Below are 12,450 nucleotides of genomic sequence, written 5' to 3'. Positions count from 1 at the left end.
CGACCCTGTGTCTTCTCCTGCCGCAGGGCGGTATCGGAATGCTGCTTGCTCGACCGGCGAGCCAGCGCAGCAAAAGCCGGCAGGCGACAACAGATGTTGTCGCGACCGACTCTGTTGCCGGCGATGGGTCTTGCGCGGCCACCACCACCAAGGAGCTTGCATGATGCGACTCGCCTTCCTCCCCCTCACATGCCTGGCGCTCGGCGCCTGTGGCACCCTGCGCGTTCCTGACGATCGGCCGCAGGTCGGCGTGAACTACCAGTTCGAGCGGCGCCATGCGTGCGGCGACGGACCCTACAAGATGGCGATGGCGCGGCTGTCACGCAGTTCGCCCCGCCTGGAGCTGACGCAACTGCCGCCGCAGACACGCGTCGTCAAGGTGGAGATGGTCGACCTCGACCTGCTCAGCTTCGATCACGGCGGCGGCGAAGCGACCGTGGCGCAGGGCGGCAGCGCCACGCTACCGGAAGGGGCGCTCAAGGCATGGTCCGGCCCCTGCCCGCCGACCGGCGCCGACCATCGTTATGAGATGCGTGTCGAGGCGCGTGACGCGCAAGGCAAGTCGCTGGCCTCCGGCAAGCAGGTGCGCACCTGCTGCAAACAATTCGAAGCGCGGTAGCGGCCGGTGGCGTGGCACGCCCGCGTCGTCACGCACGCAGCAGCGGCACGGCGGGCTGGCGTGTCGCAACGCGCCAGCGCCAGGATGTAAACGTGTCGATCGTATCGATCAGGCGCCTGCGGCGTCCGCCGCGGCATTCGTCTTCCAGGTGCGCGGCGCGTCGGGTGAGCCCGCTTCGGGCGCGGCGGCCATCCTGAGGGTACGGCCCTGGACCGTGACGCGCTGACCCACCGCGGGTGCCTGCGGATGCGACACGGTGCGCAGGGTGCCATCGTCCATGCGCACCTTGACGCGATAGACGGTCACGCTGCGGGCGCGTTTCTCGATCTCATGCCCGGCGAAGCCGCCACCCACCGCACCGACCACCGTCATGGCCTTGCGGCCGTTGCCTTTGCCGACCTGGTTGCCCAGCAGGCCGCCGACCACACCGCCGGCCACGGCGCCGACGCCGGTCCCCTCGCCCTTGTGCTGGACCGCGCGGACCGATTCGACGACACCGCAATGGCGGCATACCGCCGCCGCCGCCGGCTGCATCTCGCGGGCCTCTGGCTCCCGCGGGGCGTCCCGGGTCGGTTCGGGCGGCACCAAAGATGCGGGGCGGCCCTCGGACGGCGTTTGCGGCGGAACCAGCGTCGCGCTCTCGGTCGGGGCGGCGAGTTGTGGACCCGTTTGCAGCGCCTGAACCGGAGCGGCAGCGGACGTTGCCGGAGCGGGGCTGCGCGCCTGCAGCACCAGCGCCGAGGCCAGTCCGCCGATGGTGAACAGGGCGACGCCGCCAGCCATCCAGACCGCCCGCGGCAGTGCCGTCAAGCCGTGCGGTGGCGCCGCGACCGGAGCTGCGGCATCGAGAGACGAGGAGGGGGTGTTCATGGGAAGCCCTTTCTTTTTGCTGTCGAGCCGTCGCTGGGAGCGAACGGCCCCGCGCATTCAACGTTCGATCGACGCGTTGGGCATCGATGCAGGACGCCGAGATGTCACTGACTGTCAAATCCACGCGGCTGGGATAACGCGAAGACACCACGATTGCGACTGATGACGTCCGCCGCAGCCGCCGGCGCCGCCGGAGAGTGCATCGAGACTGACCCAGGACAAGCCCGGCGGGGCGCCGGCCGGCTAGCGTGCGGTGCTTGTGAGTTTCTTTTCCAGATGACATGACCCTCGCTGTTCCGAATGCCGCCCCGGCTTCCCCGCACACCGATCCCGACCTGTGGTCAGCGCTTTCCGCCAGCGGCCTGCGCGCTTTGCTGTTCGGTGGCCGCCGGCTGCTGCCCATCGTCCAGGGGGGCATGGGCATCGGGGTGTCGGCGCACCGGCTGGCGGGGGCCGTGGCGGCCCTCGGCGGTGTCGGCACGTTGTCGTCCGTCGACTTGCGGCGCCACCACCCCGACCTGATGGAGCGCACCCGCGGCCTGGGCGTCGGGGCGGCGGCGAAGGAGGCGATCAACGCGGCCAACCTGGAGGCGTTGACGCGTGAAATCGCCGCGGCGCGCGAGCGCAGCGGCGGGCGCGGACTGCTCGCGGTGAACGTGATGCGCGCGGTCAGCGAGTACGCACCCTACGTGACCCGCGCCCTGCAATGCGGCATCGACGCCGTCGTGGTGGGCGCGGGCCTGCCGCTCGATCTGCCGGAACTGGCCGCCGACCATCCGAAGGCGCTGCTGGTGCCCATCCTGTCGGACGCTCGCGGCGTGCAGCTGGTGGTGCGCAAATGGGAGCGCAGGCAACGTTTGCCCGACGCCATCGTGCTCGAACATCCCAAACACGCCGGCGGGCACCTGGGCGCCGCCAAGATCGAAGACCTCGACGATGTGCGCTTCGACTTCGACCAGTCGGTGCCACAGACGCTGGCCGTGCTGCGCGCCGCCGGCGTCGAGCGCGAGGTGCCGGTGATCGCGGCCGGCGGCATCCGCACGCTGGCCCACATCCGCCGCCTGCAAGACCTGGGTGCGAGTGCCGTGCAACTCGGCACACCGTTCGCGGTGACCACCGAGTCGGACGCGCATCCCGAGTTCAAGCGCGTGCTGGCCGAGGCGAGCGACGACGATCTGGTCGAGTTCACCAGCGTGGCTGGGCTGCCGGCGCGTGCGGTCGCAACGCCGTGGTTGAAGGCCTATCTGAAGGTCGAACCCCGCTTGCAGGCGGTCGCGCATGCCAAGGCGCGCTGCACCAAGGTGTTCGACTGCCTGGCGCAATGCGGCCTGCGCGACGGCAAGGCCGGATGGGGCCAGTTCTGCATCGACCAGCAGCTGGCGGCGGCCTTGCGCGGCGACGTCAAGCGCGGCCTGTTCTTCCGGGGCCGTGGCGCGCTGCCTTTCGGCAGCCAGATGCGCAGCGTGCGCGAGTTGTTGTTGCGCTTGCTTGGCGCCGACGGGCCCATCGCGCCTTCACCCGTTTGACGTCACGAAACACCGTTGATGCGGCGCAAAACGCCGGTCTCGGCGCTCGCTAAAGTGCCCGGCGATGATGAACTCCACCCCTGTCTCGAAGCGGCCCGAACTGGTGTGTCCCGCCGGTTCGTTGCGCGCGCTGCAACTGGCAGTCGACGCCGGTGCCGACGCGGTCTACCTCGGCCTGCGCAACGCCACCAACGCGCGCAACTTTCCTGGGCTGAACTTCGACGCGACCACCCTCCGCGAGGGCATGGCCTATGCGCACGCGCGCGGGCGCAAGGTGTTGATGGCGTTGAACACCTATGCCGACGCCGCCGACCCGTCGCCCTGGTACCGTGCGGTCGACGCCGCGGCCGAGTTGGGCGCCGACGCGCTGATTGCCGCGGACATCGCCGTGCTGGCCTATGCGTACGCCCGTCACCCTTCGCTGCCCTTGCATCTGTCGGTGCAGGCGTCGGCTACCAGCTATGAAGCGATTGCCTTCTACCGCGAGCGCTACGGCATACGGCGTGCGGTGCTGCCGAGGGTGTTGACGCTGTCGCAGGTCGGCCATCTGCTGCGCCATACCGAGGTCGACATCGAGGTGTTCGGCTTCGGCAGCCTGTGCGTGATGGTGGAAGGCCGCTGCGCCTTGTCGTCGTATGCCACCGGGCAGTCGCCCAACGGCGCCGGCGTCTGCTCGCCGCCGTCGGCGGTGCGCTGGCAGGAAAGCGGCGAGGACGTGGACGTGCGGCTCAACGGGCTGCTGATCGACCGCTATGCACCCGACGAGCCGCGTGGCTACCCGACGCTGTGCAAGGGGCGGTTCGAGGTCGCCGGTCGACGCGACTACGCGCTCGAGGAGCCGACCAGTTTGAACACGCTCGCCATCCTGCCCGAGCTGATACGGCTGGGCGTGCGGGCCATCAAGATCGAGGGCCGCCAGCGCAGCCCGTCCTATGTCGAGCAGGTGACCCGGGTGTGGCGCCAGGCCATCGACCAGGCCGGCGCCGACGCCGAGCGATTCAAGGTCCAACCGGCGTGGACGGCGGCGCTGGGCCATTTGGCCGAAGGCCAGCAGCACAGCCTGGGCGCTTACGACCGCCCCTGGCGGTGAACGAACGGTATGGACGATCGGAAGGAAATGCCGATGCGGATCGCCCTGACGGTGGGCCCGGTGCTGACCTACTGGACGCGCACCGCGCTGCTGCAGTTCTACGCCGAGGTGGCCGAATCGGCCGCCGACACCGTCGTGCTCGGCGAGGTGGTGTGCTCGCGGCGGCACCAGATGAAGACCGACGACTGGCTCGCGCTGGCACACGACCTCGCGGCGACCGGCAAGGAGGTGGTGCTGGCGAGCCAGGCCCTGATCGAGTCGGAGGCCGAACTGCGCACGCTGCGACGGCTGGTGTCCCAGGGCGATCACCTGGTCGAGGCCGGCGATGCCTCGGCCTTGCGCTTGCTGGCGCAGGCCGGTGCACCGTTTGTCGTCGGCCCGCATGTCAACGTCTACAGCCGTCCGGCGCTGCAAGAGCTGGCGCTGCTCGGCGCTTGCCGCTGGGTCGCGTCGGTGGAGCAGCCGCTGCGCACGCTGGCGCTGGTGAATCCGCCGGGCCAACCGGTGCGGACCCGCCACGAGGGTGCACCGCTTGCGACCGAAGCCTGGGGCTACGGCCGGATGCCGCTCGCATTTTCAGCGCGCTGCTTCACCGCCCGCCATCACCGCCTGCAGAAAGACCAGTGCGAGTTTCGCTGCGCCGACGACCCCGACGGCCTGCTCTTGCGGACCGGCGACGGTGTGCCGTTTCTGGTGCTCAACGGCATCCAGACCCAGTCGGCGGCGCAGCAGTGTTTGCTCGGCGAGCGCGACGCGCTGCTGGCCGCCGGCGTCTCGCGGTTGCGCTTGTCGCCGCGCTCGCACGGGTTTGCTGCCGTCATCGAGGCGTTCGAGCAGGTCATGAACCACGGGGCGAACGCGCAGGACGCGCTGGCCTGCCTGCAAGCGAGCAGCTTGCCCGGAGGCCTGGCCGACGGCTATGCACATGGGGCCGCCGGCCTCGAATGGAGTGGACGATGAACACCTCCCCGCAGCTCCCCTGGTGGCGCGTGACCGAGCTGGCCGAGCGGCTGGTGCCGCTGGTGCAGCGATTGCCGATGCAGCCGCCCGCGGTGGCCCTGGCGCTGGCGCTGAACCGGTGGTTGCTGCCGCGTTTGCCGCAGGACATGCGTGCGGCGTTGTCAGGCCATACCGTCGAGGTGGCGGTGCTCGACCTGGGCTTGCGGCTGCGCTTGCAGCTGTCGTCGCACGGCTTCGGCGTGGCACCGCGCGGCGCGCAGCCGGCCTTGCGCATCGCCGCGGCGGTGCCGGCCTACTGGCGCTTGCTGTGCGGCACAGACGACGCCGACCGGCTGTTCTTCGAACGGGCGCTGGTGATGGAGGGCGACACCGAACTGGGCCTGGTGTTGAAGAACACGCTCGATGCCATCGGGCCGTTGTGGCGCTGAGGGTCGTGGGCCCGGCACCGGGAAGACCGATGGGCGTTGCCGTGCTTCCACCGAAGGCTGATCGGGGTCAAAACGCCCGGGGGCGCGGCTCGCTACCGTGCGGAACGTCCGATCCTGGATGCCAGACGAAAACCGCCATGACCTCCGAGACCCTCGCCGCTGCTGCTGCTGCCGCCGCCGCCATCACATCCGCTACGCCTGCTGCGCCGTTGCCGGCCCAGCCCATCAGCGAAGAAGTACTGCTCGAAAAGTATGCAAAGGGCGACGAGCAATGTGTGGCCGACGTGCGGCGGCGCGTCGCGCGGGCGCTCGCGGCCTGCGAGGCCCCGGAGCAGCGCTCGCACTGGGAAGCGCTGTTTCGGCAGGCGCAGGAAGACGGCTTCATACCCGCCGGGCGCATCAATTCCGCGGCCGGCACCGACCTCGCCGCGACGCTGATCAACTGCTTCGTCCAGCCTGTCGGCGATTCGATCGCACAGGACGACGAAGGCCATCCCGGCATCTACACGGCGTTGACCGAGGCCGCCGAAACCATGCGCCGCGGGGGCGGCGTGGGCTACGACTTCTCGCGCATCCGCCCGCGCGGGGCCTGGGTGGGCAGCACCCAGTCGAATGCCTCCGGACCGGTGTCGTATATGCGCGTGTTCGACCGCTCCTGCGAAACAGTCGAATCGGCCGGCGCGCGCCGCGGCGCGCAGATGGGGGTGCTGCGCTGCGACCATCCCGACATCGAGGAGTTCATCCACGCCAAGGACACCGGCGACCTGCGCAACTTCAACCTCTCCGTGGGCGTGACCGACAGCTTCATGCAGGCGGTGCGGGCCGACGCGGAGGTGGAACTGACGCACCGCTGCGAGCCCGGCGTGAAGCAGAAGGCGGCCGGGGCTTATCGGCGTGATGACGGCCTGTGGGTGTACCGCCGGCTGCCGGCGCGTGTGTTGTGGGACCAGGTCATGCGCTCGACCTACGACCACGCCGAGCCGGGTGTCTTGTTTCTCGACCGCATCAACCAAGACAACAACCTGTCGTATTGCGAGTCGATCGCGGCGACCAACCCGTGCGCCGAGCAGCCGCTGCCACCTTATGGCTGTTGCTGCCTCGGCTCGATCGCGCTGACGCACTACGTGATCGACCCCTTCGAGCCCGGTGCCCGCTTCGACGAAGAGGGCTTCGCCCGCCAGGTGCGCGTGGCCGTGCGCATGCTCGACAACGTGCTCGACGTCACGCACTGGCCCTTGCCGCGCCAACAGGAGGAGGCACGCGACAAGCGCCGCATCGGGCTCGGGTTCACCGGTCTTGGCGATGCGCTGGTGATGCTCAACCTGCGCTACGACCGCGAGCCGGCCCGGGCCATGGCACGGCGTATCGCGGAGTTGATGCGCGATACCGCCTACGACACGTCGGTCGAGCTGGCGCGCGAACGCGGCGCCTTCCCGCTGTTCAATGCCGACCTGTACCTGCGCCGCGGCACCTTCGCATCACGCTTGCCGGCCGCACTGAAGGAGCGCATCCGGGCACACGGGCTGCGCAATTCCCACCTGCTGTCGATCGCGCCCACCGGCACCATCAGCCTGGCCTTCGCCGACAACGCCAGCAACGGCATCGAGCCGGCGTTCTCGTGGAGCTACCGGCGCAAGAAGCGCATGCCCGACGGCAGCCACCAGGACCATATGGTCGAAGACCATGCATGGCGGCTCTACCGGCACTTGAAAGGGCCTGCAGCGCCGCTCACCGAGGCCTTCGTCACCGCGCTGGAGATGAGTGCCGAGGCCCACCAGAAGATGGTTGCCGCGGTCGCGCCATACATCGACACGGCGATCTCGAAGACCGTCAACGTGCCTGAGGACTATCCATATGCCGAGTTCCAGGATCTTTATCTGCGGGCCTGGGAAGCGGGCCTGAAGGGCCTGGCCACCTACCGGCCCAACTCGGTGCTGGGGGCGGTGTTGACGGTGGCCCCGACGCCGACAGCCCCGGTCGCGCCCACCCCCTCCGACGCCACCAACCGGCGCCTCGCGCTGGAGCGGTTGCCCGAGCCGGTGCTGGCGTCGCTGCGCTGGCCGGGGCGCCCGGACCTGCCGGCCGGCAACAGCGCCTGGACCTACATGATCGAGCATGCACACGGCAAGTTCGGCCTGTTCGTCGGCGAGCTGCCGGCCGGAGCGGATGCGGCGCGGCCGCTGCCCTTCGAGGTGTGGGTCAACGGGGCCGAGCAGCCGCGCGGGCTCGGTGCCCTGGCCAAAACCTTGTCGATGGACTTGCGCACGCGCGATGCGGCGTGGGTGCGGTTGAAGCTCGACGCCTTGGCGACGGTGCAGGAGGAGCGTGCCTTCGAGATGCCGTTCCCGCCCGACGGCCAGCGCAGGCCCTTCCCCGGGGTGGTGGCCGCCACCGCCGCGGTGGTGCGCTGGCGTTGCGAACAGCTGGGGCTGTGGGACGCAGGCGCAGCGCAAGCACCGACACCGGTGCTCGATGCGATGTTCAGCCGCGATGAGCCGCGCACCGGCACGCCGGGCACGCTGGCCTGGGCCGCCGATGTGCACAACCCGAGCACCGGCGAGGAGTTCACGCTGACCTTGAAGGAAATCGTGCTGCCCGGCGCCGATGGGAACCCGCGCACCCGGCCCTGCGCGCTCGGCTTCTCGGGCAACTACCCGCGCGCCCTCGACGGCCTGGCCCGTGTGCTGTCGCTCGACATGCGGGTGATCGACCCGGCCTGGATCGGCATGAAGCTGCGCAAGCTGCTGAGCTATGCCGAGCCGCTCGGCCACTTCATGGCCTTCGTGCCGGGCTTGCCGCCGCAGGCGCGGCGCCAGCAGACCTGGCCGTCGACGGTGGCCTACATCGCCCGGCTCATCATCCACCGCTATGCGATGTTGGGGGTACTCGACGAAAACGGTCACCCGCTGCAGGAGATGGGGGTGCTGATGGCGCCGGCCGGCAAGGTCGAGGCCGCGGTGCCGATGGCGGGCAGCCGCTGCCCGGAGTGCGGCAACCACACGATGATCCAGAAGGACGGCTGCCAGTTCTGCACCGCGTGCGGGCATCTGGGGAGTTGCGGCTGAACGGTGCCGCAGGCGCGGGCGTCAGGGCCGCCATCAGGCCCGAGCGAGCACTGAGGGCAGAGGCGGCCGGCTCAAACCGGCGCGACGTTGAAGCGGGCACACAGGGCTTCCAGAAGGTCCGGAGGCAGCGGCCTGTATTGGTCCCTGGCCAACCCGCTGCGCTGGAAAACGGCATAACAGAACGAACTGTTGAGTTGCCGACTGGCGTACCGGATGCCGTCGACGTCGGGGCGAGCCGTGTGGATGGCGGCGCTCCATTGCTGCGGAATGCCATAGTCGTTGCCCGCGGAGATGTCGTTGTTCAGCCCGAGAGCCTTCAGGGCCGGTCCGGTCAGATCGGCCATCAACAGCTGTGGTTTTGCAGGGTGCCGGAAGTTCACGAGCGAGCGTCCGGTCAACACCGCCTTGGGCACTTCGAACCGCCCGGTGTCGGTGTTGAACAGCGAGTTTTCGTGGATGCACGATTCGGCGAATGCCACTTCGGGGAGGTGGCCGACGTAGAGCACGCCGAAGGTCGCCGCGCCAACGGCGCCGCCCGGGTCGTCGAAGCGGTAGTGGCCGCGGGTGGCCCAGTAAGGCTCGGTGTCAGGAAATTTGCTGAACCTCCACAGGTCCTGCGTCGACACCGGCACCACTTGCAGGCGGGACTCGAAACTGCCTTTCTTGGGCTTACGCAGCATGCGCGCCTGCCGCCGTCGACGTATCGGCACCCACGGCGGGGCGCAATTCTTCTGCGTACGCACCGGCGAGCTGCAGGACGGCGGCGAGCTTGCCGTCCTTGAGCGCTTCGGTCACGGTCCGGTTGCCGAGGGCGCCGTGTTTGCGACTCCAGAAAACGATGCTGGTGATCTCGTCCAAGGGCTGCAGCGCCCGGCAAACCTTTGCCACGTCCTGGGACGCAAGTTCCAAGAAGCCCGCCGGGTAATACTGGCGGTTGGCGATCTTCATCCGGACCAGGTCACCGCGCTCCGCAGCCTGGTCGAGCGCCTGTCGACTCACCCCCCATGCTTTGCGCAGCTCGGCCGAGCCGACCACCAGGCCCTGGTCGACCCAACGGCGGCGGACCGATTCAGACCCTTCGACCACCACGTGCTCCTGCACCGGCAGGCGGTGGCGCAGCTCTTGTAGGGCGAGGTCGATGCGCTCGGTCGACGCCGGACCGCTGGTGCGGCGCTCGGTGAGCTGATCGGCCTGCCTGGTGATCAGGGCCTGGATCTGGCGTTCCTGCATCGCGACCTGGTCGCGTAGCTGGTGGACCAGCGCTCGCAACTCGTCGACCACGGTCGTGAGCAGGGGCGGCGCCTCGTTGGCCACGCGGTGCGGGCGCTTCAAACCCGTCGTGTTCGAGCGCTTGGCCGCGGCCGTCTTCTTCGTCGGCTCGCCAGGTCTTGGACGCTTGGGCGCTGGGTTTTGGGCCATGTCGCGAAGCATAGTGGCCACAGGCTCCAAGAGCAAGGTGAGGGCAAGCAAAGCAAGCAGGGTTGTGATGGGTCTCGTGCTGTACTGGGAAGCAATTCCTTGTATCCGTCATTCAAGCGCTTGCTTGACCTGAGTACACTCACAGGGACAGGGGTCGGCTGTACAGCCTCTGGCAGTTCACTTGCCACGTGTCGCCGATGCCGCCATGTCCACCTCCAGACGCTCCCTCGTTTCGGTTCGCCGCCCGCCCAATGAGGCGGTGCACTCCACCGCCGCACGCTCGGCCCGCGGCCGGCGCTCGCCGGCGGGTGTGCCGGGCGGCTCGCCCGCGCGTCAGCGACTGCTGGACGAGGCGACGCGCATCTTCGCGCAGAAGGGTTACGCCGCCGCGTCGACCCGCGAGATCTGCCAGGCGGCGGGCGCCAACGTCGCCTCGATCCATTACCACTTCGGCGACAAAGAAGCGCTCTACCGCGCCGTGCTGGTCGAGCCGATCGAGCGCATCGTCGAGCACCTGCCGCCCTTCGACGACGAGACGCTCTCGCTCGCCGAGGCGATGCGCCGGATGTTCGGTGCCTTCTTGCTGCCGCTGACCGACGACAGCGGGCTGCAGGATGTGGTGCGCATCCACCTGCGCGAGATGGTCGAGCCGACCCCGATGCTGCGCGACGTGGTCGAGCACTATGTGGTGCCGCACCACCAGGCGCTGCTGCGGCTGCTCGCGCGCCATTGCCGCGTGGCGTCGCCCGACGACGGTCTGCATCAGCTCGCGTTCGCGCTGACCGCCATCGTGCAGGACTACTGGCTGTCGCGCGACTGGATGGACGTCCTCGCCCCCGGCATGCTGTCGCGCCCCGCCGCGCTCGACGGCGTGCTCGAGCGGCTGGTCGGTCTGGGCTGCGCGATGGTCCGGCACGAGGCGCAACGGCGCGCCGCGCCCACCGCTTCCGTGTCTCCTTCTTCTACTGGCCCGAGTTTGCCTTCATGAAGCTTCTGATGTCCGTCTTGTCGAGCGGCACGCGGTGTGCGGCGCTCGCGGCAGCCCTGGCTGCGCTCACCGCCTGCGTCTCGCCGCCCCCGGCAACGCCGCCGGCCGACGTGGCGCCGCCTGGCTGGTCGGCCCCTCTGCCACACGGCGGCCAGACCACCGCGCTGAACACCTGGTGGCGTCAGTTCAACGACCCGCAGCTGGCCGGGCTGGTCGACCTCAGCCAGACTGCCAACCCGACCCTGGCCCAGGCCGAGGCGCGGCTGCACCAGGCGCGCGCGCAGGCCCGCATGGCCGGCGCGGCCCGCTGGCCTTCGCTCGATGCCAAGGCCGGGGGCTCGCGCAGCAGCACCGAACTGCCGCCGGCGCCCGGCGTGCAGACCGCCGGCAGCGCCACGCTCGATGCCTTGTGGGAAATCGACTTGTTCGGCGCCAACCGCCGCACCGCCGCCGCCGCGCAAGCGCGTGCCGAAGGCAGCGCGGCGCAATGGCATGCGGCCCGGGTCAGCGTGGCGGCCGAGGTGGCCAACACCTACGTGGGCCTGCGCGCCTGCGAAGCGGTGCTGGCGGTGTTTGAACAGGACGCGGCGTCGCTCAAACAGGCCGCCGAATTGACGCGGCAGAAGGTGCAGGCGGGCTTCGAGGCACCGGCCAGCGGCTCGCTGGTGCAAGCCAGTGCGGCCGAGGCCGCCAGCCGTGCGGTGGCGCAGCGCGGCGACTGCGAGGTGCTGGTCAAGCAGCTGGTGGCGCTGACGGCGCAGCCGGAGCCCGCCTTGCGCGAGCGCCTGAGCGCCGGCCGCGGCACGCTGCCGACACCGGCGCTGTTCGACGTCCAGGCCTTGCCGGCGCAGCTGCTCTCGCAGCGGCCCGACCTGGCGGCCGCGGAACGTGAGCTGGCGGCCGCCTCAGCCGAGGTCGGCGTGGCCCAGGCCGACCGCTATCCGCGTTTGAGCCTGGCCGGCTCGATCGGCCGGGCCGGCGTGCGGGTCGGTGGCGAGACCGTGGACGGGCGCACCTGGTCGTTCGGTCCGTCGCTGGTGCTGCCGTTGTTCGACGCCGGCCGGCGCGGCGCGGCGGTGGAGGCGGCGCAAGCCCGTTACGACGAGGCAGTGGCCGCGTATCGCGAGCGGGCGCTGGCGGCGGTGCGCGAGGTCGAGGAAGCGCTGGTGCGCCTGGACGCGGCGCGTCAGCGCGAGGACGACACGGCGCGGGCGGCCCAAGGCTATCGCGACTTCCTGTTGGCGGCGCAGACGCAATACCGGGTCGGCACCGGCAGCCTGCTCGACCTCGAACAGGCGCGGCGGCAGGCGCTCGCGGCCGACGCGGCACTGATCCAGGTGCGTCGTGAGCGGGTGGCGGCCTGGTTGTCGCTATACAAGGCAGCCGGCGGCGGCTGGCAGCGGGACCCCGCGTCCGCCGGCGCCGAACAGGCCGCGGCGGGTGCCGCGGCCGCATCTCCAGCAGCAGTCCATTGACGAGAAGCAG

11 protein-coding genes are annotated in these 12,450 nt (G+C 70.0%); 8 read left to right on the top strand and 3 right to left on the bottom strand.

Going from position 1 to position 12,450, the window contains the following annotated elements; genetic code table 11:
* The first annotated feature begins 160 nt into the window (after positions 1-160).
* Positions 161-619, top strand: coding sequence for a YbhB/YbcL family Raf kinase inhibitor-like protein (locus AAW51_RS28480; RefSeq protein WP_053013840.1), 459 nt, complete (start codon positions 161-163; stop codon positions 617-619).
* A gap of 108 nt (positions 620-727) precedes the next feature.
* On the opposite strand, the gene AAW51_RS21795 is transcribed toward AAW51_RS28480, so the two are convergent.
* Positions 728-1,489: a glycine zipper 2TM domain-containing protein gene (locus AAW51_RS21795; protein WP_047196284.1), complete on the bottom strand. Its 762-nt coding sequence runs from the start codon at positions 1,487-1,489 to the stop codon at positions 728-730.
* Between the two features lie 416 nt (positions 1,490-1,905).
* On the opposite strand from AAW51_RS21795, the gene AAW51_RS21790 reads away from it, so the two are divergent.
* The 5 genes from AAW51_RS21790 to AAW51_RS21770 all read left to right on the top strand — a co-directional run bounded on the left by AAW51_RS21790 (position 1,906) and on the right by AAW51_RS21770 (position 8,558).
* Positions 1,906-3,015 carry an NAD(P)H-dependent flavin oxidoreductase gene (locus AAW51_RS21790; RefSeq protein WP_238947933.1) on the top strand — a complete coding sequence of 370 codons (1,110 nt, stop codon included), beginning with the start codon at positions 1,906-1,908 and terminating at the stop codon, positions 3,013-3,015.
* 64 nt (positions 3,016-3,079) lie between these two features.
* Positions 3,080-4,105, top strand: coding sequence for a ubiquinone anaerobic biosynthesis protein UbiU (gene ubiU, locus AAW51_RS21785; RefSeq protein WP_238947666.1), 1,026 nt, complete (start codon positions 3,080-3,082; stop codon positions 4,103-4,105).
* A gap of 33 nt (positions 4,106-4,138) precedes the next feature.
* A complete protein-coding gene (locus AAW51_RS21780; protein WP_238947665.1) occupies positions 4,139-5,065 on the top strand; it encodes a U32 family peptidase in 927 nt (308 codons plus the stop codon).
* On the top strand, positions 5,062-5,493 hold the full coding sequence (gene ubiT, locus AAW51_RS21775; RefSeq protein ID WP_047196282.1) for a ubiquinone anaerobic biosynthesis accessory factor UbiT: 432 nt from the start codon (positions 5,062-5,064) through the stop codon (positions 5,491-5,493). The genes AAW51_RS21780 and ubiT overlap by 4 nt, the downstream gene beginning before the upstream one ends.
* A gap of 137 nt (positions 5,494-5,630) precedes the next feature.
* Complete coding sequence (locus tag AAW51_RS21770; RefSeq protein WP_083438498.1) at positions 5,631-8,558, top strand: adenosylcobalamin-dependent ribonucleoside-diphosphate reductase; 2,928 nt, start codon at positions 5,631-5,633, stop codon at positions 8,556-8,558.
* A 71-nt stretch (positions 8,559-8,629) separates the two neighbouring features.
* Here the strand turns inward: AAW51_RS21770 and AAW51_RS28475 are convergent, their stop codons facing one another.
* Positions 8,630-9,238 carry an RES family NAD+ phosphorylase gene (locus AAW51_RS28475; RefSeq protein WP_053013839.1) on the bottom strand — a complete coding sequence of 203 codons (609 nt, stop codon included), beginning with the start codon at positions 9,236-9,238 and terminating at the stop codon, positions 8,630-8,632.
* Complete coding sequence (locus tag AAW51_RS21760; RefSeq protein ID WP_157360003.1) at positions 9,228-9,977, bottom strand: hypothetical protein; 750 nt, start codon at positions 9,975-9,977, stop codon at positions 9,228-9,230. Before AAW51_RS21760 ends, AAW51_RS28475 begins: the two co-directional genes overlap by 11 nt.
* 205 nt (positions 9,978-10,182) lie before the next feature.
* Between AAW51_RS21760 and AAW51_RS21755 the strand changes: the two genes are divergently transcribed.
* The gene (locus tag AAW51_RS21755) at positions 10,183-10,965 is read left to right on the top strand and encodes a TetR/AcrR family transcriptional regulator (protein WP_157360002.1); all 783 of its coding nucleotides are present in this window, start codon (positions 10,183-10,185) and stop codon (positions 10,963-10,965) included.
* A gap of 8 nt (positions 10,966-10,973) precedes the next feature.
* Positions 10,974-12,440 (top strand): efflux transporter outer membrane subunit, encoded by a 1,467-nt coding sequence (locus AAW51_RS21750; RefSeq protein WP_047196280.1) that lies wholly within the window; start codon positions 10,974-10,976, stop codon positions 12,438-12,440.
* Positions 12,441-12,450: the final 10 nt, after the last annotated feature.

The sequence above is a fragment of the Caldimonas brevitalea genome (genome assembly GCF_001017435.1).
Taxonomy (GTDB): domain Bacteria; phylum Pseudomonadota; class Gammaproteobacteria; order Burkholderiales; family Burkholderiaceae_C; genus Caldimonas; species Caldimonas brevitalea.
This window is presented reverse-complemented; position numbering and strand designations above follow the sequence as displayed.

What these genes read in the sequence shown, in the direction of transcription:
- AAW51_RS21795 (WP_047196284.1), bottom strand. Translation starts at nt 1,489, where the DNA reads ATGAACACCCCCTCCTCGTCTCTCGATGCCGCAGCTCCGGTCGCGGCG.
- AAW51_RS21790 (WP_238947933.1), top strand. Translation starts at nt 1,906, where the DNA reads ATGGGCATCGGGGTGTCGGCGCACCGGCTGGCGGGGGCCGTGGCGGCC.
- AAW51_RS21780 (WP_238947665.1), top strand. Translation starts at nt 4,139, where the DNA reads ATGCGGATCGCCCTGACGGTGGGCCCGGTGCTGACCTACTGGACGCGC.
- AAW51_RS21770 (WP_083438498.1), top strand. Translation starts at nt 5,631, where the DNA reads ATGACCTCCGAGACCCTCGCCGCTGCTGCTGCTGCCGCCGCCGCCATC.
- ubiU (WP_238947666.1), top strand. Translation starts at nt 3,080, where the DNA reads ATGATGAACTCCACCCCTGTCTCGAAGCGGCCCGAACTGGTGTGTCCC.
- AAW51_RS21760 (WP_157360003.1), bottom strand. Translation starts at nt 9,977, where the DNA reads ATGGCCCAAAACCCAGCGCCCAAGCGTCCAAGACCTGGCGAGCCGACG.
- ubiT (WP_047196282.1), top strand. Translation starts at nt 5,062, where the DNA reads ATGAACACCTCCCCGCAGCTCCCCTGGTGGCGCGTGACCGAGCTGGCC.
- AAW51_RS28475 (WP_053013839.1), bottom strand. Translation starts at nt 9,238, where the DNA reads ATGCTGCGTAAGCCCAAGAAAGGCAGTTTCGAGTCCCGCCTGCAAGTG.
- AAW51_RS21750 (WP_047196280.1), top strand. Translation starts at nt 10,974, where the DNA reads ATGTCCGTCTTGTCGAGCGGCACGCGGTGTGCGGCGCTCGCGGCAGCC.
- AAW51_RS28480 (WP_053013840.1), top strand. Translation starts at nt 161, where the DNA reads ATGATGCGACTCGCCTTCCTCCCCCTCACATGCCTGGCGCTCGGCGCC.
- AAW51_RS21755 (WP_157360002.1), top strand. Translation starts at nt 10,183, where the DNA reads ATGTCCACCTCCAGACGCTCCCTCGTTTCGGTTCGCCGCCCGCCCAAT.